The organism is Paenibacillus pectinilyticus (genome assembly GCF_001700435.1).
Taxonomy (GTDB): domain Bacteria; phylum Bacillota; class Bacilli; order Paenibacillales; family NBRC-103111; genus Paenibacillus_E; species Paenibacillus_E pectinilyticus.
Map to the genome: position 1 here is coordinate 192245 of NZ_LYPC01000011.1, position 21360 is coordinate 213604.

20 protein-coding genes are annotated in these 21360 nt (G+C 50.5%); 9 read left to right on the forward strand and 11 right to left on the reverse strand.

What is annotated here, in order from left to right; translation table 11 throughout:
- Positions 1-130: 130 nt before the first annotated feature.
- The 3 genes from glpK to A8709_RS04675 form a co-directional block, all read right to left on the reverse strand.
- On the reverse strand, positions 131-1639 hold the full coding sequence (glpK, locus tag A8709_RS04665) for a glycerol kinase GlpK (protein WP_065851017.1): 1509 nt from the start codon (positions 1637-1639) through the stop codon (positions 131-133).
- Positions 1640-1641: 2 nt separating this feature from the next.
- Positions 1642-2217: a glycerol-3-phosphate responsive antiterminator gene (locus tag A8709_RS04670; protein ID WP_065851018.1), complete on the reverse strand. Its 576-nt coding sequence runs from the start codon at positions 2215-2217 to the stop codon at positions 1642-1644.
- Between the two features lie 168 nt (positions 2218-2385).
- Positions 2386-4386, reverse strand: a complete 2001-nt coding sequence (locus tag A8709_RS04675; protein WP_065851019.1) for an elongation factor G — start codon at positions 4384-4386, stop codon at positions 2386-2388.
- A gap of 237 nt (positions 4387-4623) precedes the next feature.
- On the opposite strand from A8709_RS04675, the gene A8709_RS04680 reads away from it, so the two are divergent.
- Positions 4624-5295 carry a DNA-3-methyladenine glycosylase family protein gene (locus A8709_RS04680; RefSeq protein ID WP_084224674.1) on the forward strand — a complete coding sequence of 224 codons (672 nt, stop codon included), beginning with the start codon at positions 4624-4626 and terminating at the stop codon, positions 5293-5295.
- 288 nt (positions 5296-5583) lie between these two features.
- On the opposite strand, the gene A8709_RS04685 is transcribed toward A8709_RS04680, so the two are convergent.
- Together A8709_RS04685 and A8709_RS04690 are read right to left on the reverse strand one after the other, a co-directional pair.
- A complete protein-coding gene (locus A8709_RS04685; protein ID WP_065851020.1) occupies positions 5584-6165 on the reverse strand; it encodes a TetR-like C-terminal domain-containing protein in 582 nt (193 codons plus the stop codon).
- A 15-nt stretch (positions 6166-6180) separates the two neighbouring features.
- Complete coding sequence (locus A8709_RS04690) at positions 6181-6906, reverse strand: MBL fold metallo-hydrolase (RefSeq protein ID WP_065851021.1); 726 nt, start codon at positions 6904-6906, stop codon at positions 6181-6183.
- Positions 6907-7110: 204 nt separating this feature from the next.
- Between A8709_RS04690 and A8709_RS04695 the strand changes: the two genes are divergently transcribed.
- The 3 genes from A8709_RS04695 (at position 7111) to A8709_RS04705 (ending at position 9906) form a co-directional block, all read left to right on the forward strand.
- On the forward strand, positions 7111-8187 hold the full coding sequence (locus A8709_RS04695) for a M42 family metallopeptidase (protein WP_065851022.1): 1077 nt from the start codon (positions 7111-7113) through the stop codon (positions 8185-8187).
- A gap of 812 nt (positions 8188-8999) precedes the next feature.
- A complete protein-coding gene (locus tag A8709_RS04700) occupies positions 9000-9443 on the forward strand; it encodes a hypothetical protein (RefSeq protein WP_065851023.1) in 444 nt (147 codons plus the stop codon).
- A 70-nt stretch (positions 9444-9513) separates the two neighbouring features.
- Positions 9514-9906, forward strand: coding sequence for a DUF2500 domain-containing protein (locus A8709_RS04705; protein WP_167357003.1), 393 nt, complete (start codon positions 9514-9516; stop codon positions 9904-9906).
- 708 nt (positions 9907-10614) lie between these two features.
- Here the strand turns inward: A8709_RS04705 and A8709_RS04710 are convergent.
- Entirely contained in the window at positions 10615-11757 is a 1143-nt protein-coding gene (locus A8709_RS04710; RefSeq protein ID WP_341833413.1) for a HAMP domain-containing sensor histidine kinase, read from the reverse strand.
- Positions 11754-12428 carry a response regulator transcription factor gene (locus A8709_RS04715; RefSeq protein WP_065851024.1) on the reverse strand — a complete coding sequence of 225 codons (675 nt, stop codon included), beginning with the start codon at positions 12426-12428 and terminating at the stop codon, positions 11754-11756. The genes A8709_RS04710 and A8709_RS04715 overlap by 4 nt, the downstream gene beginning before the upstream one ends.
- Positions 12429-12614: 186 nt before the next feature.
- Here A8709_RS04715 and A8709_RS04720 point away from each other — a divergent pair, with 186 nt between their 5' ends.
- Positions 12615-13100 carry a hypothetical protein gene (locus tag A8709_RS04720; RefSeq protein ID WP_065851025.1) on the forward strand — a complete coding sequence of 162 codons (486 nt, stop codon included), beginning with the start codon at positions 12615-12617 and terminating at the stop codon, positions 13098-13100.
- A gap of 2 nt (positions 13101-13102) precedes the next feature.
- Here the strand turns inward: A8709_RS04720 and A8709_RS04725 are convergent, their stop codons facing one another.
- Entirely contained in the window at positions 13103-13642 is a 540-nt protein-coding gene (locus A8709_RS04725; protein ID WP_065851026.1) for a PadR family transcriptional regulator, read from the reverse strand.
- 116 nt (positions 13643-13758) lie between these two features.
- Between A8709_RS04725 and A8709_RS04730 the strand changes: the two genes are divergently transcribed.
- Complete coding sequence (locus tag A8709_RS04730; RefSeq protein ID WP_065851027.1) at positions 13759-15261, forward strand: MDR family MFS transporter; 1503 nt, start codon at positions 13759-13761, stop codon at positions 15259-15261.
- A 97-nt stretch (positions 15262-15358) separates the two neighbouring features.
- On the opposite strand, the gene A8709_RS04735 is transcribed toward A8709_RS04730, so the two are convergent.
- The gene (locus A8709_RS04735; RefSeq protein WP_141692428.1) at positions 15359-16336 is read right to left on the reverse strand and encodes a Gfo/Idh/MocA family protein; all 978 of its coding nucleotides are present in this window, start codon (positions 16334-16336) and stop codon (positions 15359-15361) included.
- Between the two features lie 180 nt (positions 16337-16516).
- Between A8709_RS04735 and A8709_RS04740 the strand changes: the two genes are divergently transcribed.
- On the forward strand, positions 16517-17122 hold the full coding sequence (locus tag A8709_RS04740; protein WP_065851028.1) for an FMN-binding negative transcriptional regulator: 606 nt from the start codon (positions 16517-16519) through the stop codon (positions 17120-17122).
- Between the two features lie 90 nt (positions 17123-17212).
- Here A8709_RS04740 and A8709_RS04745 read toward each other — a convergent pair whose 3' ends face one another.
- The gene (locus A8709_RS04745; RefSeq protein ID WP_065851029.1) at positions 17213-19045 is read right to left on the reverse strand and encodes an ABC transporter ATP-binding protein; all 1833 of its coding nucleotides are present in this window, start codon (positions 19043-19045) and stop codon (positions 17213-17215) included.
- Between the two features lie 214 nt (positions 19046-19259).
- Entirely contained in the window at positions 19260-19655 is a 396-nt protein-coding gene (locus tag A8709_RS04750; RefSeq protein WP_065851030.1) for a VOC family protein, read from the reverse strand.
- Positions 19656-19899: 244 nt separating this feature from the next.
- Here A8709_RS04750 and A8709_RS04755 point away from each other — a divergent pair, with 244 nt between their 5' ends.
- Positions 19900-20625 carry an SDR family NAD(P)-dependent oxidoreductase gene (locus tag A8709_RS04755; protein WP_065851031.1) on the forward strand — a complete coding sequence of 242 codons (726 nt, stop codon included), beginning with the start codon at positions 19900-19902 and terminating at the stop codon, positions 20623-20625.
- A 22-nt stretch (positions 20626-20647) separates the two neighbouring features.
- Positions 20648-21295, forward strand: coding sequence for a ThuA domain-containing protein (locus tag A8709_RS04760; protein WP_065851032.1), 648 nt, complete (start codon positions 20648-20650; stop codon positions 21293-21295).
- The last annotated feature ends 65 nt before the right edge of the window (positions 21296-21360 follow it).

The following is a 21360-nucleotide window of genomic DNA, read 5'->3' on the forward strand; positions in this document are numbered from 1 at the left end:
CTCTCCCTTTTTTCTGAAAATGAAAAAACCACAACACACCTATCACGTTTGCACGTTTAGGTCCGCTGTGGTTTCTCCTAGTCTCCAACCGAGTATGAACTTGTTAGGTGTAGTATAACACTGTATGCCATTATTTAAAAGCGATCGCGGCATTTACCGCCTTTTTCCATCCGCCATATAACTTTTCTTGCAAATCGGCTTCCATTTCCTGTTCAAAAGCCCGATCCACCTGCCACTGCGCCGCAATTTCCGCCTGATCCTGCCAGAAGCCAACCGCGAGACCGGCCAAGTATGCCGCCCCAAGCGCTGTCGTCTCGTTGATCACCGGACGCTCAACTGTGACGCCCAGCATGTCGCTTTGGAACTGCATGAGGAAGTCATTCTTCACGACACCGCCATCCACCCGCAGCTTCGTAAGCTCAATGCCCGAATCGTCCTCCATCGCCTGCAGCACATCTTTCGTCTGATACGCGAGGGATTCCAACGTTGCCCGGATAAAATGTTCCTTCGACGTCCCCCGTGTCAGCCCAAAAACCGCGCCCCGCACATCGCTGTCCCAATACGGCGTCCCTAGCCCGACAAAAGCTGGAACCACGTACACACCATCGGTCGATACGACCCGTTTAGCATATTCCTCTGAATCCTTCGCGGATTTGATCATGCGCAGCCCATCTCGCAGCCACTGGATTGCCGATCCCGCCACGAAAATGCTGCCTTCCAGCGCATACTCCACTTTCCCGTTCAATCCCCAAGCGATGGTTGTCAAAAGGCCGCTGCGCGATGGAATCGCATGATTCCCTGTGTTCATCAGCATGAAGCAGCCGGTGCCGTAGGTGTTTTTGGCCATACCTTTTTCAAAACAGGCTTGACCGAATAGTGCCGCTTGCTGATCGCCTGCCGCGCCTGCAATCGGAATCGCCGCACCGAAGAATAGGCTTTCCTGCGTATACCCGTACACCTCGGACGACGACCGTACCTCCGGCAGCATCGCTGCAGGAATGTCCAAATGCCCCATCAGCTCCTCATCCCATTTCAGCTCGTGAATGTTGTAGATGAGCGTCCGTGAAGCGTTGGAGTAATCCGTGACGTGCGCCTTACCACCGGTCAATTTCCATATGATCCACGTATCCATCGTGCCAAAGAGCAAATCCCCCTGCTCCGCCTTGGCTCTGGCGCCATCGACGTGGTCGAGAATCCATTTGATTTTAGTCGCCGAAAAATACGCATCAATCAACAGCCCCGTCCGCTCCCGGAACAGGTCGCTGAGCCCTTGAGCTTTCAGCTCCTCACAAATGTCAGCCGTCTGCCGCGACTGCCACACGATCGCGTGGTACACGGGCATGCCCGTATGCCGATCCCACACAACCGCCGTTTCCCGCTGGTTCGTAATGCCAATTCCCGCAATCTCCGCAGGCTGCACCCCGGTCTCGGACAGAAGTGTCGCGATCACACTTTGGATCGACAGCCAAATTTCGTTTGCATCATGCTCCACCCAGCCTGGCTTCGGAAAATACTGCTTAAACTCCTGCTGAGCGGTGTGGATAATACTCCCTTTTTGATCAAATAAAATCGCTCTAGAACTTGTAGTCCCCTGATCGAGGGAAAGAATATATGAGGGCTTGGATCCCGTCGTTGTCATGTTTACGTTTGCCTCCTTTTGGCGCCATCATAATGCTGCCACAGCTCATGGTTCGAGGTCGTCACCGCTGTCGCGCCTGCCGCAAGTGCCTGCTCCACATCATCTACAGAACGAATCAGGCCCCCTGCAAAAATCGGAATACCGGACCGCTCCTTCACCTCTTTAATGATGTGTGGAATAACACCAGGCATAACCTCGATGTAGTCCGGCTGCGTGCGTTCGAGCAGGGTGTAGCTTTTATCAAGCGCCGAGCTATCCAGCAGAAAAAGCCGTTGAATTGCGATCAGGCCGTTCTGCCTTGTCTTGGTAATGACATTACCACGCGTCGAAATGATCCCCGCAGGGCGAATGCTTTGACACAGAAATTCAGCGGCGAACTCGTCGTTTTTCAGCCCCTCGATCAAATCCGCATGCAGCAGCAGTTTCTTCCCGTGGGATCTGCCGAGATCGACAATGCTTTTGAGCTGACCAATATGACTGTCGAGCAATACGATATAGGTGTACGACGACTTCATCAACTTCTCTAAATCCTTCATCTTGCGTATCGCTGGCAAAATACACTGATCCTGCAGTGACATGCGCTCACCTCTATTTTCTGAAAACAAAAAAGACGCACCAAGATATGCCTTCTCTATTCAAAGGGCAATCCGAGTGAGTCTCCTGTTCTCCGTCACATGTTATTAACTTACCTGTATTTTACTCATAGGATGGAAGCCCTGTCAATGGGAGCTGCCACCAGATGAAGCTTAAGTCGATAACGCCTTCCTCACCGCCAAAATATATTTCGACTGATCCAGCGGATTCACACCTCGCCGCTTACGCTCGGCATGAACATCGGGAGGACTTGGCTGATACCCGGCAAAAGAGGACGTAATCACGCCGCGCCCACCTGACATGGCGCTTAACTTCACGGGATATTCCAGCGACGTTGCCACAGGCAGGCGGCCCTCCAGAACAAACCGTCCACCCGCTATGCTAGGCGGATCAAAAGTTGCCCTCATCTGCACGAGGTCGCTCAGCACCTTGCCGCCGAACTCTTCTGGCACGGTGATCCGCACCTGCAGCATCGGCTCCAGCAGCGTAGTGCCTGTCTGTGCCAGCCCTTGCATGATACCCATCGGCGTCGCCACCGCAAAATCGAGCGGATGGGTGTGCCACACGTGGTGCTCACCTTCGAGGAGCGTCACCTTCAAGTCGGTGACCTCCCAACCGAGCAGACCTTGCTGCAGCGCCTCCGGCACGCGGCGCGCCACCTCGTTCTGGTACTGCACGAGCAGCTGCTCGCCGCGTACCTGGGACGCATACACGAGCCCGCTGCCTGGGCTGCCCGGCTCGATGTGGAAACGTAAGATCGCCCAGCACGGCTTGGGCATCGTATAGGCAATGAAGCCTTCCCCCGCTTGCGAAGGTGTTTCTTTGTAGATGACGGAAGGTTGGTCGAACCTTACGTGAAGTCCGAACCGCGAGCTCAAGAGACTCGTCAAAATCTCGAGCTGGATCGCGCCCATGACTTTGACATGCAGCTCACGCTCGTCCTGCAGCCACTGCAGATCGAGCAGCGGATCTTCGTCCGTGAGCTCCTGCAGCGCGGCGACAAGTGCGGGGTACTGCGCGTCGTTCGCCGCGTGCACCTGCACGGTCAACAGCGGCACCGCCATGCGCGGCGCTGGCGGCACGCTGTCCGGTCGGCCCAGCACATCGCCGATGCGCACCTGCGTCAAGCCGCAGACGGCCGCGATGTCGCCCGCCGCGACAACCCCAAGATCTTCGGCTTTGCGCCCGTCGATTCGGCGAATCTGGGTCACCTTCTCCTCCACGCCCTGCGTGGCATTGACGACGGTGTCCCGGTTACGGATCGTCCCCTCGTAGAGGCGGACGTACGCCATGCGCCCCATGGTCTTGTCGCGCTCGACCTTGAAGACCACAGCCGACAGCGGCCGCTCTGCATCGCCGCGCGGCTCAGGCAAGTAATCGAGGATCGCTGCGAGCAGCTCCTCGATCCCTATGGCTTTGCTGGAGGCTCCCACCAGCAGAGGGAAAGCCTCACCCTGCCGCGCGTATCGCTGCAGGGTGGTCTTGACGTCGTGCGCCGCGATGGGCGCACCTTCAATGTAGCTCGTGAGCATCGGCTCATCGAGCTCGGAGAGCTTTTCGACCGCGGATGCGAGGTCGAATCCAGGGAGCGCGCCGTCTGCGGGCAGCGCGGCGTCCAGCACGTTCCGCGCCCCGCGGAACGTATCTTCAATGCCTATCGGCGCATAAATCGGCACCGCCATCCCCGTGAGCTGCTTATGAATCTCTTGCAGGACGCGTTCCGGCTCCGCCCCGACACGATCTAATTTATTCATATATAGCAAAGTCGGAATGCGAAGCGATTGCAGCGCATGCCAGATCATTTCCGTCTGTGACTGTACGCCCTCCACCGCAGAAATGATGAGGATTGCCCCATCCATCACCCGCAGGGAGCGCTCCACCTCCGACAAGAAATCGACATGACCTGGCGTATCGACTAGATTGATCCACGTATTTTGCCAGACTAAGCTCGTCGTTGCACTCCGAACCGAAATCCCCCGCTCACGCTCCACATCAAGGGAATCCGTCTGCGCCGTCCCGCTATCTACACTGCCAAGCGCACGAATACGCCCGCTGAGATACAGCAGGTGCTCTGTCGTTGTCGTCTTCCCCGCATCAACGTGCGCAAAAATCCCTACATTTCTTCTGGATGTTATGCCTTTACCCTCTGTCATGCCAGCTCCGAGCCCCTTTGGCTTTCATTCTTGCATCTATTATACTAAAAGAGCGTCAATTTGGATAAGTTCACCAGCTTTATCAGTCAGTGTTTCGGAGTCATTCCTGGCTGGCCAAGCGCTTGATGAGTGATAGGAACCATCCGAAAGCCGAAATCTCCAAAGCGCATTGTGTGAATAAGCACTCCCCGTATGTGGTAGTCTTTTGGGAAATATTTTTTCTGAGGAGGATCCGTTATGCAGTCCACTGCCCCTGCAACCATCAGACTCGATGACCAGCATCCCGCCATTATCGCGTTATCTCAAGCGGACCCCAAATTGGCTCGTCTTATCACGTTGATCGGCGAGCTCACACTTACACCCAGCGATCGCCCCTACGAATCCCTCGTGATGTCGATTATTTCCCAGCAGCTTTCTGCCAAAGCGGCACTAACCATCAAAACGAGAGTCAAAACCATCCTCCCCGCCATCACACCTGAGCATGTGCTCGCCATGGATGAAGAAGCCATCCGCCAATGCGGCGTCTCCTATCCCAAAATCCGCTACATCCGCGACCTCAGCACCAAAGTGCTAAACGGTGAAGTGATGCTTGATCAGCTGCATGATGTAGATTCCTCCGAACTTTTGAATCAGCTCACAAGTGTCAAAGGTATCGGCGTATGGACCGCGGAAATGTTTCTCCTCTTCGCACTCGGCCGACCCGACATCCTATCGCTAGGCGATGCTGGTCTGCAGCGTGCGGCACGCTGGCTGCATGCCCTCCCTGAGCGCCCTGACAAGAACTACTTAGGCGTAGCCGCAGCTAACTGGGCACCTTATCGCAGCTTCGGCTCGCTCTACTTATGGCGAGCAATTGATACGGGCCTCGTGGATTCTGGCCTGCCGGTAGAGGCGTGTGAGAAAACATAGCCCCCATAACCCCCTAGTCACCCGCTCTTCTAAGTTGCACTTTGTACAACAAGATGAGGGCCATTCCACCTTTTTCACTCATCAGGCTGCATAAACTACAACATTTTTGCCCAAAATGCTGCTCAATGCGCGGAATCGTTTATACATGTTGTATGTTTTACAACATTCTCGGCTAAAATCGAAAAATCGCCTAAATATGTTGCACAAAATACAACAATGGATGCAATGGTTGCCAAACTACATCAATGCAAAAAGACATGAGCAGCCCAACTAGGCTGCTCATGTTTTTCACTTAATCTTATCCGCAGCATCCGCCCGCAGACCCCGCAAATACGTCTGCAATAACCGGCGCAAGCTCTCATCCCGATCCAATTCCATGCGGAAGCCATTCTGATTCTCGAGCGAGGCAAATCCATGCACCATGCTGCGAAAAGCGCGTACCACGTGCAGCGCGTCTTCTTCACTGAGCCCATATGCCGCAAGAATGCGCAGCAGGAAGCTGACGACTTGCGCCCCCGCCTCTTGCAGCTCAGGATCCTCATAGTCCGGAAGCGCCGAGATTGCCTCGTATAGGCCCGGCTGCTTGCGAGCAAAAGCCACATAAGCCATGCCCGCAGCCAAAAGGGCGTCATCCTCGGATTTCCCAAGGACAGCCTCGATCATCGCTTCTTTTACAAGAACAAGTCCTCGCTTGGAAAGCTGCTTCCTCAGGTCTGGCAAGCCTTTGATGTGATTATATAGCGAAGGTGTTTTGATGTTTAATTTGGCTGCCAGCGCAGCAAGTGAAAGCTGTTCTACCCCTAGTTGATCGGCGATTTCTATCGCTGTTTGCAGTACGATTTCTGCGTCTAATCCTTGTCGTGTTGCCATTTACTGTCCTCTTTTCTAAATCGTCGCTGATGCTCCTTGAAATTTCGCCGTTGCTTCTTCAATGGCTGCATCCATGATAGCAACGGGCTTCTCTAGCATACGTCCATGTCCAACAGCAAGCAAGCTGGGCTCTAGCATTCTTAATTTGCGCGTGCTCTCCAAGGAATCCTCTTTACTCCACGTCGCCATTGCTGGGAACGGGAACCAGAATTTCACCACACCAGACACCGCTACCCCGCCTCGTACTTGAAAAGCATCCCCGGCAATTAGCGCCTTGCTGCGCACATCTAGGAAAGCCATCGAACCCGGCGTATGGCCTGGGGCAGCCCATGCTTGCAAAGAACCGATTCGATCCCCATCCGTAAGCAAAACATCAGGCTTCGTCTGAACACCTTTTGGAACCCCGCCTTTAATCGGCGTTTGTGCCTCCCCAGCCTCCAACTCCACATTGCCTGCCAGCAGCTTCGCGTCTCTACGAGAAATGTATACCTGCGCTTGGGGCAGCGCCTTTTTCAATCCATCCAGCGCTCCGATATGATCACCATGCGCATGAGTCAGCACGATTCGTGTGATCGGCTTTCCAATTTGCTCGGCTGCCTGCAGGATCCCTTTCACACTGAATGGCAGAGCGGCATCAATTAGGGTTAATTCCGACTCTTCTTCGACCAAGTAACAATTCACGGGGAACATTCTCGGCATAAAAGCCAGCTGATACAAAAATCCGTTTCGCGTTATTTTCATCTTTCAACGCCTCCTGTTTACTATTTATATTAGTATAATAACTAATGTTATTAGTTTTGTAAATAGGCGATCCCAACTTTCCCCTAAAATATATTGGCGGCCTTGCCCATTAGCCCTCCGACTCGACATTGGCACATTCCGTTGTGGTAAAATAGATCTCATCTTGATCGATGACATTCCATTACAGATAGTGAGGTCCCCCTAATGAATCATGAAACATTAGCACTTTTTAAAACATTAACTGAAATGCAGGCTGCCCCTGGCTTTGAACGAGAGATCCGTGCATTTGTACGCGGCGAGCTTGCCAAATATACCGATGAATTCGTGCAGGACGGGCTTGGCAGCCTTTTTGGGGTTGTGCGCGGCGATGAAACTGGCCCGCGCATCATGGTAGCCGGCCACTTCGACGAGGTCGGCTTCCTGGTCAGTGGCATCACCGAGCACGGCACGGTGAAGTTCCAGCCGCTCGGCGGCTGGTTCAGTCAGGTGCTGCCCGCGCAGCGTGTGCAGATCATGACGGCGAACGGGCCGATCATCGGTGTGATCGGCTCCGTGCCTGTGCACTTGCTGGACGAGGCTGCTCGCAGCAAGCCAGCCGACATCAAGTCGATGTACATTGACATCGGCGCGGAAGATAAAGCCGATGCCATCGCCATCGGCATCAAGCTCGGACAGCAGATCGTGCCGATCTGCCCGTTCACCCCCCTGGCCAATCCGAAACGGATTATGGCCAAGGCTTGGGACAATCGCTACGGCGTCGGCCTCGCGATTGAGCTGTTGAAGGAGCTTCACGGCGGGCCGAAGCTCCCGAATATCCTGTACGCGGGTGCCACCGTACAGGAAGAGGTTGGCCTGCGCGGCGCAAGAACGGCTGCCAATATGATCCAGCCCGACTTGTTCTACGGGCTGGATGCCAGTGCCGCCGGGGATATGACCGGCGACCGCCAGGCTTTCGGGCAGCTAGGGCGCGGAGCGCTGCTGCGGATCTTCGATCCCACGATGATTACCCACCGTGGGATGGTCGAGTTCATTCTGGATACGGCGGAGACGCACAAGATCCCGTATCAGTACTTCATCTCGCAAGGCGGAACGGATGCTGGGCAAGTGCACTTGCAAGGCAGCGGGGTTCCGTCCGCTGTCATCGGGGTGTGCGCGCGCTATATCCACACGTCCACGTCGATTCTTCACGTGGATGACTACGCTGCCGCGAAAGAGTTGCTGATCAAGCTGGTGCAAGCCAGCGATCGCACGACATTGAACACGATTCATGCGCAAGCCTAGACTACCGCATATGTCCCACCACTTCACCGAAGTTAGTCGATTTCATCGACTAACTTCTTTTGCTTTCTCTCTTTTGCCCATCAGTTAACCCGCTTCTCCGACTATCTCCCCTCCATTTCCCTCTCACCCACCAGTTAACCCACTTTCCCGAGTATCTCCCCTCCATTCCTCTCTCTCACCCACCAGTTAACCCGCTTCTCCGACTATCTCCCTTCCATTTTCCTCATTCACTCACCAATTAAACCGCTTCTACGACTATCTCCACTGCCTTCCCCTCATTCACTCACAAGTTAACCCGCTTTTCCGACTATCTCCTCTCCATTTCCCTCTTTCACCCACCAGTTAACCCATTTTTCCGACTATCTCCACTGCCTTCCCCTCATTCACTCACAAGTTAACCCGCTTCTCCGATTATCTCCTCTCCATTCCTCTCTCTCACCCACCAGTTAACCCGCTTTCCCGACTATCTCCCCTCCATTCCCCTCATTCACTCCCAAGTTAGCCCGCTTTCCCGACTATCTCCCCTCCATTTCCCTCTTTCACCCACAAGTTAGCCCGCTTTCCCGACTATCTCCCCTCCATTTCCCTCTCTCACCCACCAGTTAACCCACTTTTCCGACTATCTCCCCTCCATTCCCCTCTCTCAACCACCAATTAACCCACTTTTCCGACTATTTCCCCTCCATTTTCGGCACTAAATCTAACACTTCATGTTATGTAAAATTCCTGGATTTTTTTCATAATTATAGAACTAATGTTCCAATATATGGTACAATTAACATTATCAATCGTATTTAGAAAGAAGGATAACCATGAACTCTAACATTCGTGAAGCAACCCCCCAAGATACTACGGCCATTAGCTCGCTCGTTTCTCACCTGACTGGCAAGGCTATTTCCCCTTTACATATTGAGAACAGGCTACATAATCTGCGGGATAATCCTGATGAATTACTCTATGTTTACGAAGACAAGAATCGCATTCTGGGTACGTTAAGCTTTCGGATTCGCAGAGGAAGCGAGGAGCCGAGCCTATCATTTAGTGAAATTTCCGTCATTTCCATCCAGCAAGATCCAGATAGTAACCAGGATCCGCAGGATCGATTAAGAAATTATGCGGAGCAGCTCACCAGCGAGCATAACTGTGCCGGGATGATGTGGCTAACTGGCGGAGAAACATCCGATAAATCCCGTGCCTCTCAAGCACCCATCGGTTTTCACGAATCCGGTTACCGTTTTGTCAAACGGTTCCTTTAAACCGCACCCTACGGAAATTAACGGTTGATGTACTTGTGATTCTACAATTCATGCTGAGGAGTGCTTTCATTTGCTGACTGGCTTTAATGTAGGACCTTTCCCTAATGGGAGCAGTGGGTATCTGTTTCTTATTATTTTCATCAGTATTTTCATTCTCGTTATTGGTACATTTTTATTCGTCATTATTAAGTCACTTATGGATTGGACATCAAATAACAATGCCCCTATTCAGGATCGGCATTGTCTGGTTGTCGCCAAAAGAATGCAGTTGTCTAGTGGATCCGGCCATTTGAGTTCTGTCACCTCCTACTCCTATTACATTACTTTTGAGTTCGAAGATCAGAGCAGGTTAGAGCTATCCGTTGAACGTCAACCATTTGGACATATCCTAGAGGGTGACAGGGGAAATCTAACGTTCCAAGGTACTCGTTTCAAAGATTTCGTGCGAAGAAATGCCGTATAAACCAACGCGACAACCACGGAATGCCCAGTATGATTCACTTCGCCGCGCCTCCTGTAATCATTGTCTAGCCGTCTGTCCTTCCCTCTTCCACTGACGGCTCCGTGAACCCTATAAGTATAATCTCTTCAAAACAACGCAATCGTGAGATAACCTACGAAAACTTTATAAAACAGGCATATTTCCATCGATAATTGAATAATCTGAATATTTACAATATTTTAATAATAGGCTAATATAAATCCAAGGCACACAGGGAGGACAACCCGCACCAGACGGTGCAGCAAGCAACGAAGAAGCCTAAATACCACCTTAGAGAGGGGATAGTCCATTGGGCCATGTTAGCGAAGCATGCTACTCACTTGATCTCTACACGACAGGAGTCAACTGAGGAACGTCCCACTCGTTCAATGAGCATGCGGGGAATCCGTGAAATCCGATCATAGGTACACATCCGAGGAAAGGTCATCGAGTGAGGGAATGTCGCTCTAGATTCATGAATGGTTGTTTGATAAGGGTTTGACTATCGTGGAAAGGATACTTAGACATCGAAACTTACTTATCTCTTACCAATTCGGGTTTACGAAATTTCGGAGAATGGAGTGTGTAACAACCTAATTGAATAGGCAAAATGACGCATAGAGCCCTCCGGTTATCATTGATAAGCGGAGGGCTTTATTTGCGTTTAACAACGTTGCATCGAGCGACTAGTTAATTCGGTATCTGCTGAAGAATCGGCAATCGCACGACGAAGGTCGTCATCTCGCCTGCCGGGCTTTCCGCGGCAATCGATCCATGATGCATATCCACGATTTTCTTCACAATGGATAATCCAAGTCCATTCCCGCCAGCCGTGCGATTCCTTGATTTATCCCCTTTATAGAATCGTTCGAAGATATGCGTCAAATCCTCTTCTTGGATGCTGGGGCCATTATTAGAAATGCGAACGACAGCCTCTTCGCCGTTGCTTACCACACGAACACGAATGATCCCGCCGGCAGGTACGAATTTCACAGCATTGTGGATCAAATTCGTCCAGACTTGGCTAAGTAAATCCTCATCCGCCGTAATGGTTACGTGGTCTAACTCGATATCCATCTCTATATCTTTATCGACCCATTGGGGCTCACAAGCCAGGATATGATTCCTCAACTGTTTATCCAGTCGATACGTCTTCGGCTCAAAGGGATGATGCTGTGATTCCAACGAAGTTAGCTTGAGCAAATTATCACTCAGCTTCGAAAGTCGTACACTCTCGGTCTCGATGATGTTCAAATAATGTTTACGCTCCTCGGCCGATAGCTGATCATTCTGCAGCGCGCGGGAGAAACCGCTAATGGACGTCAACGGAGATTGGATCTCATGCGATACGTTCGAAATGAACTCCTGTCTCATCTTCTCCAGCTGTCCAAGATCTGTGGCCATTTGGTTAATGGAATCCACCAGCTCTCCGAAGTAACCATTGCGAGGGTCATTTTTCACCGACACCGTGAAATCTCCTCTAGACATACTCCGAATCGCATTGACAAGACTTTTAAAGAAAATCATCTGGTGGCTTTGAATGAAATTACCGAGAATTGCCATCGTAATTCCCCACAAGAACATACCGCCAACACAATTGATCAATTGGACTACGACTTCTGAGGGACGCTTTCCCAAATATGCGTAGATATGCTGCGACCCATAGTAGGCGGCGAGCCAGTACACAATAAGGAGGATAATCACCCCTGTTCCGAACAAGACAGAGCCTACTTTCTGACGAAGGGTCATTTTACCAGAGCGACCATTCCGTTTCTGCCGCCATTCCTTGCGTTCACGTTTCTTTCTTCTTCTTTCCTCTCTGTGATGCGTCACCTCAGCACCTCCATTCGGTAGCCCAAGCCCCGAATGGTCGAGATGCGAAAAGCATGCTTTTCCTCAGGGAATCGTTCACGCAGCCGATTAATATGCACATCGACGGTCCGCTCATTCCCTTCGTAGTCGAAGCCCCAGATCTGCTCGATGAGCTGATCGCGCGAGAACGTTTTGCCCGGATAGCTCGCGAGCTTGTAGAGCAGTTCAAATTCTTTGAGCGGCAGCGTGATGCCCTCGGAACCCGCGATGACTTCGTAGGTTTTGCGATTCATACTGAGATCGCCAGCCTGAACGATCTGAGAAGAGGCGATTTTATACCGCTTCAGCAGCGCTCTCACTCGCACCGCCAGCTCCACCGGTTCGAAAGGCTTGACGAGGTAATCGTCCGCGCCAAGCTCGAAGCCCTTGACCTTCTGAGACGTCTCCCCTTTGGCAGTGAGCATCAGTATAGGAAGTTCGTAATGCGCTCGGAGCTCTTCGCATAGCTCCCACCCATCCATGTTCGGCATCATCACATCGAGGATAACCATATCCACTTGCACCGTTTGCAGCTTCTTAAGCGCTTCTAGACCGTCCGAAGCCTCAACGACATCGAAGCCCTCGTTCAACATAAATACGCGAACCAACTCACGAATATAAGGATCATCATCAACGATCATAATAGGTGCCATTGTTTCTTCAGCCTCGCTTCTTTGAAGTCATGTACTTCCTGTTTTCGTATACTTGATAGCATAACCCCGCAATATAAACTGAATTTAAACCAAGTGCATTACCTGTGAATGAAAGTGCTTTATTTGGTAAAAACTTTATGATAAATTTGGGGAAAGAACCGATTCTTATGGGGGGATGTGGCCTGCATGACAAATAACACATTGGCGGATTTCAACAAGCTGACGACTGCGGAAGCAGAGGCTTTGTATCAACGTGAAGTCCTTGCGGAAGGGTTCGCGGGGTTTAGACGTCTACTGGATAGCCTTACGGAGGCCATCAAAGCAGCGAGAGACACGGATATGGAAACGGTGGCGCATGCGGTCGCCAAAGCAAAGCGGCTTTTCCCAGAGCCTTTGGAATTCAGCCCGTCCTGGGAGAACATTTGGCCCGAACTCGAGTCAACGATTGCCGCGAAAACGCACATTTTCACCAACATCCCCCCGGGCGATCGCGTCGGCGAATGGCAGGTCATCATGGATAACCCGCTCGTTGTGCAAGAGGTTGTCTGCTACCCAGCCCTATCCTTCGAAGATGCCGCATACCTCTATGCGTACTTCAGGCCACAGTTGGAAAAGTCGGAATACATTCGCTTACAGAAAATCCAAACCGTGATTCAAGAAATCGGCGGTTAGTTTCACTTCAGTTTCTCCTTCATCCACTCACACCATATTAAATCCGTATCTACCTTCATTGTTGCTTTATGTACCAAAACATACATGCCAAATGCATCATCACCAATCTCTAATTGCGCGAGCGGTTTGTCACTTCCTTGTTGGAGCTTATCCATCAGGGAGCCGAACCGCTCTTTTTTCTTCCTATAATATACCTCTCTTACCGCAAGCATCTTCCTCGCCTGCTCTTTATCCACTAAACCGATGCAGTACACCTTCAAAGAGAGTTCATCCCTCGTCACAGGCTCATCGGTTGGTTCAGCAATCCATTCCCGCAAAGCTTCCTTTCCTTGCTCCGTGATCGAATAGACCTTCTTATCCGGTTTATCGGATTGTGGAACATGTACGTAAGCAACATGCCCCTTCTGCTCCAGCAGTGCCAAAAGCGGGTAAATCTGACTATGTTTAGCAGACCAGAATGGCTGAATATGCAGCATGAGTTCGTAGCCGGAACGGGAATTTTTGGTTAAAAGGCTTAGTAGTCCATATGAAAGGGTATTCATCGCCGCTCCTTATCTATGTCATTATTGACATATAAATATATCGGTAGTATGATGATTTTCATTCAAATTATAGAGAATTCTATTGTCAAGTTCAATGGATAGAGCGGAGGATTATTTTGAGCAATACAAGTAAAGATGAATTAAAGCAGGTGCGGTTCTGGCCGATTATGATCGCCATCTTCTTCGGATCATTCGTTTCGATCTTAAGTATGAGTACGATCAATATCGCAATCCCGATTCTAAGTGAGCATTTCCATTCCGATTTGAGCAAAATCCAATGGACGATTACCGGATTCATGCTCGCCAGCGGTACGATTGCCCCGATTACCGGATATTTCGGTGAGAAATTCAGTTACAAGCGTTTATATGTAATAGCACTTATCGGTTTTACTGTATTTTCCTTGTTATGCGCACTCTCTTGGGATGCTTCATCCCTCATTGTTTTCCGGATTCTGCAAGGGGCTTTCAGTGGTCTGATTATGCCTGCTACAATGACCATTGTGTATCAAGTTATTCCTCGTGAGAAACAACCTATTGCCATTTCCCTATGGTCTTTGTCTGCCATGATGGCTCCTGCCTTCGGACCGACGCTTAGCGGCTGGTTGCTGCAAAATTGGAGCTGGCACTGGTTGTTCCTTTTAAACGTACCTGTCGGCGTTATCGCTGTTATTCTTGTTATGAAACTAATCCCGTATTATCGTCTTTCCGTTCCTAAAAAATTCGATTTACTCGGCTTAGTAACCGTAGTTACATCCAGTCTTGCCCTCCTTGTTGGCTTCTCGCAAGGTCACGCTTGGGGATGGACATCCGGCCGCACCCTCGGGTTGTTCGCAGCTGGTCTAGCCATTCTTGCCATCTTCATCTGGAGAGAGCTTAAGGCTGATTCACCACTACTTAACATTCGTGTTATGAAAAATGCACGCTACACCCTGTCACTCTTAATCTCGAGTATCGTTACGATGAGCTTGTACTCCGGTACCTTCTTGACGCCGATTTTCCTGCAAAATATTCAACATGTCACACCTCTCGATACAGGATTGATCCTGTTGCCTGCTTCCCTTGTCATGGCACTCTGTATGCCACTGGTAGGTAAGCTTTATACGATTGTCGGGCCACGCGTTTTGATCTTTACCGGGATCACCTTGATTGGCGTCGGGACGCTTACCCTTAGCTGGTTGAGTACTGACGTTTCACGCACTTATATCGTATTCTGGATGATCGTTCGTAACATTGGGATTGCTTGTGCCATGATGCCATCCAGTAATGCTGCAATGGAGCAAATCCCGAGAACGTTGACGGGTCATGCAACTTCGATTAATAACTGGGTCCGTAACGTATTCGGTTCCTTGGCCATTGCCCTATTCACTTCCGTGTTATCCTCCAAAACTGCCACACACAGCAAGGAATTAGTTCTTGGCGGTATGACGGACAAACTGCAAATTGGTTCACATGCCTTTACGATGGGTGTCAATGATGTTTACTTATTAGCTACGTGTATTTCACTTGTTGCGTTGCCGATTTCTTTGTTTATTCGTAAAAATGTCGTTACACCTGACAAAACAGCAGCACCAACGACAACACCTGCGCCTGCTGTCGCAGCAACAAGCACAAAAGCATAAACAACTCCGCCTTCCTACTAGGGAGCGCAGCATAAAGAACCCCAGTCTGATGTGTAAACACGCATCCGGCTGGGGTTTTCGTTGATTAGGGACTTGTCTAGGCCCGGTAAAAATCGCGCAGCAGCTCGTCCATGACGCGATTCGTCCGCGCGGCCGATATGCCTGTGCTCGGGCATCGCCCAAGGCCACTGAGATCGTCTACCATCGTCTGTATCAGCGGTTGCTGGACGTGTGGCGGATTCGGAATCTCCACCTCTTCTACGGTGCCGTCAGCGCTTTCTATGCGAAGATCCCCGCTGAAGGTGGAGAAAGAAAGCTTGCCGCGGCTGCCGACAATTTCATTCAGGTCCAGGTGCTTGTGGGAGCTGAAGCTCCATACGCCTGTCCCCATCACACCGGATTCGAACGCATAACTCGTCGTTACGATATCTTCTACCTTCTGCTGACCGGATTGGTTGCTTGCGAAACCTTTGACTTCACCGATCGGTCCAAGTAAAAAGTCGAGAACATCCAGCGCGTGACTCGCCAAATCCACGAATAAGCCGCCGCCAGACAACTCTGGTTGAATGCGCCAAGGCTCTAGCCCGTCTTGATAGGCTCTCATTGGCTGCGTGTAAGTCGACTGAACAAAACGCACATCACCAATGACGCCGCTATCTAGCAGGCGCTTGATTTCGACGAACTTAGGAAGCCCTCTGCGATAATAGGCCACAAACAAGGGAACACCCGCTTCTTCACAAGCCGCGATCATCTCTTGGCACTCTGCGTGATTGCGAGCCATCGGTTTTTCCACGTAGACGGGCTTGCCGGCCTTTGCAGCCAGCAATGTATATTCGCGATGGAAACCTGGCGGTGTTGCGACATAGATCGCGTTTACATCTGGATCATTCACCAGCGCTTCCGCATCATCATACCACTTTGCGACACCGTGTCTGCGCGCATAATCCTCTGCCAGCGCCCCATTGCGGCGCATCACCGCGACTAGCTCCGAGCCTTCTGCCTTCTGCAAGGCGGGACCGCTTTTGACCTCCGTCACATCGCCGCAGCCGATAATTCCCCAACGTACCTTTTCCATATCTGAAGCCTCCTTATTGATATTGAAGTTAGTTACGTATTCGACGCCCGTAGTCGCTCCTCCTCCGCCCGCAAAGTTTAACCCCGCAGGTGGTCCATTCAAATCAACCTAAATTGGCACTTTGTATGTACCATATGGATTGCTATACTATTCCTCAAAAAGGAAAAGCAGGTGGAAACCATGTATGTTCCCTCCCATTTCAAAATCGATGACCTTACCAGGCTATATGCGTTAATAGATGCGCATAGCTTCGCTACGGTCATTTCGCAGGTTCAAGGACATCCTTTCGCGACGCATATTCCCTTGCTGCTCGATCCGGCGACTCACATCTTATACGGGCATTTTGCCCGCCCCAACCCGCAATGGCAGGAAATCGAAGACCAAGAGACCCTTGTCATTTTCCAAGGTCATCATGGTTATATCTCGCCTTCTTGGTACGGCACAGCCTCCGCGGTTCCAACTTGGAACTATACGGCCGTTCATGTTTATGGCAAAGCACAACTCATGCAAGAGGAAGAGGAGGTACTGCACGTACTGCAACAGTTAACACGCAAATACGAAGAATCCAACAGCCCGTACAACCTAGACGCGGTTGACCCAGCGTATCTAGCTGGCTTGAGCAAAGGAATCCAGGGCTTCAAGCTCCCCATTGCGCGCATCGAAGGGAAGGCTAAGCTGAGCCAGAATCACCCGATCGAGCGGCAGGAACGCATTGTTGCGGCGTTGGAACAGAAAGGCTGTGCCGAGCGAGAAATCGCTGCATGGATGAGGGAGAATCTCAAGTAATTGCGCCACCAGTGACGAACCTGCCTGTCTCCTTAAGAGCACAAAAATGCCCCTATCACCCATATACCATGGGGATAGAGGCATTTTTTATTAGGAATGAACTTGCTCCGCTGCTACGGGCACAGTCTCCGACTTCACCGGTGAATGCTCCGCCACTAGCTGCTCTTGAATCTGCAGCTGCTGCGTGGCAAATTCACGATACATCTCGTGAGACTCGATGAGCTCTTGATGCGTGCCGCGGCCTGTAACGACGCCCTTGTCGAGGAAGATAATCTGATCGGCGTCCACGACCGTGGACAAGCGATGCGCAATAACTAGTGTCGTGCGGCCTTGCATCAAATTCTGCAGAGCTTGTTGCACAACTACCTCGGACTTGCTGTCCAAGCTAGAAGTAGCTTCATCCAACATGAGAATCTTCGGATCACGAAGCAGTGCTCTCGCGATTGCAATCCGTTGGCGTTGGCCACCAGAGAGCTTAATGCCGCGTTCACCGACCTCTGTGTCATATTGCTGCGGTAGATCATCAATGAAGGCATCTGCATAAGCCATCTTGGATGCACGTTTCAGCTGCTCATCCGTCACCTCATGCTGCAAGCCATAACAGATATTATCGCGAATTGTCCCGACAATGAGCGGACTTTCCTGCGAAACATAGCCGATTTGGCTGCGCCACGAAACGAGTGAGTACTGCCCAATGCTCTCCTTACCGAGCGTGATATTCCCTTCCTGCTGTGTGTAAAACCGCTCCAGCAAGGAGAACATCGTTGTCTTCCCGCTTCCGCTCGGCCCTACAATCGCCGTGACCTTACCTGCTTCCATTGTGAAGCTGACATCTTTCAATATCGTATCGTCTTCTTTATATCCAAAGGATACGTTCTCGAAGTGCAGGGACTGGGAAGCATCTGTTACCGGTACACCTGCATGTGGGTCCTCTTCCTCGTGATCCAATACCTTAAGGATTGTATCTGTCGCCCCCATCGCTTTCTGAGCCTGCGTGAAGAATTGCGTGATTTGTGTAATCGGCATGACAATTTGGAACAAATAGAGCATGAATGCTACGAGCTGACCGGCTGAGATCGCGCCTGACGCGACACGCGTCCCGCCATAGCCGAACAGCACGACAAACAGCATTAGCATCACAAACATAATCAGCGGCGACATGAGCGCTTGGATACGGCCTTCTTTGAGTCCGAATTTAAATAGTCTCTGGATCCCTTCGCTGCCTTCCTTGTACTCCACAGGCTCTGCATTTGCCGCTTTCACCAAACGGATTTCGGAAAGCACACGATTCAATACAGAAGTGAAGCTGGCTGTCTCGGCTTGCATGCCTTTAGAGATTTTGTACATTTGCATACCGAGTGGAAAAAGAATAAGAAAAGCGATCGGGAAAATGCTGAACATGATCAACGTCATTTTCCAATCCATATAGAGCAGCACGACGATCGATCCGATAATCGAAATCATACCTGTAATAAAGCCGGCCATATGCTCGGCAATTAATCCTTTGATAATAGCGGTGTCATTCGTCATCCGGGAGATCGTGTCGCCCGTTTGATGATTATCATAATAACGAACTGGCAGCACAAGCAGCTTTTTCCAAAGACGATCCCTGATTCCAGCTACAACCCGCTGTCCTGAATAGTTAAGTAAGTAAGTGGCGACACCGGAAGCCACGGCTGAAGCGATGAACGCAGCGCCCATCCCGCTAATTTGCCACCAATTTAGTGAGGATATCGAGAAGTTATCGACCACATTTTTCGTAAACATTGGAATGACTAAGCTGACTAATGTACCAATTACACTCAACACTAAGGCGATAGTCAGTATGAGCTTGGGAGGATTCGCCCCTGTTAATAAGCGAAGAAACCCTCGCCAGTCATTTTTTTGTTTTGGATTTTCTGATTTTGTTCTTGTTTGTGCCATCTATCTCTACTCCTTTACCCGATCGGATATGAATCTGTTCTTTACGATGGTTTCTCTCTAACACTTGTTTAGATCATACTCCCCTATTTTAAACAGAATATAAACAAGGTCGAATCGGTCCGAGGGCGGAATAGATGTATAGCGCAAAACCCCAAATAAAAAAGCTCCCTCATGTAAGCCGCGCGGCCTCTCACGAAGGAACTCTATGTACAACCTATGATTCCGTCGCCACCTGCCACATGACACCGTAACGATCTCTCACCCGCCCAAGCATCGTTCCCCAGAACATACGCTCAAAGGGCATTATAATATCACCGTCTAGAGCTAATCCTTCGAAAATCTTGCCCGCTTCCTCTTCATCTTTGAAAGAGAGCGCCAAATCCATACCGGTGCCCCGATCATGGGCATCTGCCGCAGCGTCTGCCATAAAGAATCGTAGACCTAGCGCTTGCAGCTCAAGGTGCATGACCAAGTGCTTCTTAGACTCCTCCATACCCGGTAGATCGCCATAGGATTGTATGCTTACAATTTCCCCACCGAATACGTTCACGTAGAAATCTGCGTGCTTTCTTGCATCATGGCTATAAATATAAGGAGATAAATTGGCCATTGCGATTTTCCATCCCTTCTTTACAAAAACGCCTTCATGACACTAATCATAAGTAGGCAACTATATTGATCCGCTTTTAACACTCATTCTATACACGAATTGCATTGTCCTGCTTATCGACTTCTCCATCGATGATACCATTCTTTTGGCTGGAAGAATCGACCCATTTCGCTATCTGAGATTTGGCAGGGCATGGTAAAATAGGACGCATTAGCCCCTCTATTATACGTAAGGAGTGAATACGATGAGCGTTGGACAATCCGTTTGTATATCCGGCACCGATCGAGGTATTGGTTTGGCGCTGGTTAAGAACTATCTCCATCTGGGCTGCACGGTTTATGCTGGCGGTATTAACCCGGATTATGAGGCCCTAGCTCAGCTTGGCGAGCAGTTTCCAGGGCAACTTCATATTAGTAGACTTGATGTCGGAAGTGATGAGAGCGTAAAAGCGTTTGCAGCTTCTATTGCGAGCCAAACAGATAAGCTGGATCTTCTCATTAACAATGCCGCCATTCTTGGCGAAACGAAGCTGACGATTGAGGATGAGATGGATTTCGATGAGATTCAGCGTGTCTACAATATCTCCGCGGTTGGCGCCATCCGCTTAACGAATGCCCTTATTCACCCTATCATGAATGGCGGCAAACAGATCGTCATGATCTCTTCGGAAGCAGGAAGTATCGGGGACAGTTATCGTGAGGCTTGGTTTGGGTATTGCATGGCAAAAGCTGCTTTGAATATGGGCTCAACGATGATACATAACCGGATCCGTGAGCGGGGTGGACGCGTGCTGGTACTCCATCCAGGCTGGGTGAAAACCGCCATGAGCGGTACTTGGAGCGACGAAGGCAGGTACACGCCGGAGAAAGCGGCGGCTAACATTGTGCACCAAATCCATATTCTGCAAGGTGAAATTCGTGAACAACCGATCTATATCGCAGTAGATAGCGGTAAAGAATTGGCTTGGTAGCCGTAAAAGGAGGAGTGTTCCTATGACCAATCTCATGAAGATTTTATTAGTCGGTGACGATGCATCCATAGCTCCCTATCATCCCTTGGAACCGGTCAGCGCGAAGCTTGCCGCGATTTTTGGAGATGAATTTGAACTTGTCAGTACGGATAATTATGACGCTTTTGCTGATTTGAAAAGGAGTGAGTTTCCGATATGCATCTCCTATACAGATTGCTGGAATCGTGACCTTACCGCTAGTCAAACGGCCGGACTGCTGACCTTTGTGGCGGGCGGCGGAAACCTGATCGTCCTCCATAGCGGTATCTCCATCCAGCGCAGCTACGAGCTTCTACAAATGGTTGGTGCCAAATTCATGCATCACCCGCCTTTTCAAACCTTATCGTATTACGGTATCGAAGAGGGGCATCCTTTGTTAGAAGGGGTGACGAATTTCTCGGTGGATGAGGAGCCTTATATGTTCGAATTCGATCCTTTTACACCGAAAACCGTATTCCTGACTTACGAGTTTGAAGGTGCGCGATATCCAGCTGGCTGGGAGCATGATTACGCGTTAGGCAAAATCATTTATTTACAGCCGGGGCATCACGCCCCTTCATTTGACCCTCCCGCTTATCGTCAGCTGCTTCTGAACAGTGCTCGTTGGTTAGCGGCACGAAGGGTTGAGTAGGAGTCGACTGGCGTTTCTGTAGATGGCTGGCAGGTCAGAAGGCTTCTCAGCAACGGTAAATATGT

Excerpts from the sequence above, each read along its gene's own strand:
- glpK (WP_065851017.1), bottom strand. The coding sequence starts at position 1,639 with ATGACAACGACGGGATCCAAGCCCTCATATATTCTTTCCCTCGATCAG.
- A8709_RS04670 (WP_065851018.1), bottom strand. The coding sequence starts at position 2,217 with ATGTCACTGCAGGATCAGTGTATTTTGCCAGCGATACGCAAGATGAAG.
- A8709_RS04675 (WP_065851019.1), bottom strand. The coding sequence starts at position 4,386 with ATGACAGAGGGTAAAGGCATAACATCCAGAAGAAATGTAGGGATTTTT.
- A8709_RS04680 (WP_084224674.1), top strand. The coding sequence starts at position 4,624 with ATGCAGTCCACTGCCCCTGCAACCATCAGACTCGATGACCAGCATCCC.
- A8709_RS04685 (WP_065851020.1), bottom strand. The coding sequence starts at position 6,165 with ATGGCAACACGACAAGGATTAGACGCAGAAATCGTACTGCAAACAGCG.
- A8709_RS04690 (WP_065851021.1), bottom strand. The coding sequence starts at position 6,906 with ATGAAAATAACGCGAAACGGATTTTTGTATCAGCTGGCTTTTATGCCG.
- A8709_RS04695 (WP_065851022.1), top strand. The coding sequence starts at position 7,111 with ATGAATCATGAAACATTAGCACTTTTTAAAACATTAACTGAAATGCAG.
- A8709_RS04700 (WP_065851023.1), top strand. The coding sequence starts at position 9,000 with ATGAACTCTAACATTCGTGAAGCAACCCCCCAAGATACTACGGCCATT.
- A8709_RS04715 (WP_065851024.1), bottom strand. The coding sequence starts at position 12,428 with ATGGCACCTATTATGATCGTTGATGATGATCCTTATATTCGTGAGTTG.
- A8709_RS04720 (WP_065851025.1), top strand. The coding sequence starts at position 12,615 with ATGACAAATAACACATTGGCGGATTTCAACAAGCTGACGACTGCGGAA.
- A8709_RS04725 (WP_065851026.1), bottom strand. The coding sequence starts at position 13,642 with ATGAATACCCTTTCATATGGACTACTAAGCCTTTTAACCAAAAATTCC.
- A8709_RS04735 (WP_141692428.1), bottom strand. The coding sequence starts at position 16,336 with ATGGAAAAGGTACGTTGGGGAATTATCGGCTGCGGCGATGTGACGGAG.
- A8709_RS04740 (WP_065851028.1), top strand. The coding sequence starts at position 16,517 with ATGTATGTTCCCTCCCATTTCAAAATCGATGACCTTACCAGGCTATAT.
- A8709_RS04745 (WP_065851029.1), bottom strand. The coding sequence starts at position 19,045 with ATGGCACAAACAAGAACAAAATCAGAAAATCCAAAACAAAAAAATGAC.
- A8709_RS04750 (WP_065851030.1), bottom strand. The coding sequence starts at position 19,655 with ATGGCCAATTTATCTCCTTATATTTATAGCCATGATGCAAGAAAGCAC.
- A8709_RS04755 (WP_065851031.1), top strand. The coding sequence starts at position 19,900 with ATGAGCGTTGGACAATCCGTTTGTATATCCGGCACCGATCGAGGTATT.
- A8709_RS04760 (WP_065851032.1), top strand. The coding sequence starts at position 20,648 with ATGACCAATCTCATGAAGATTTTATTAGTCGGTGACGATGCATCCATA.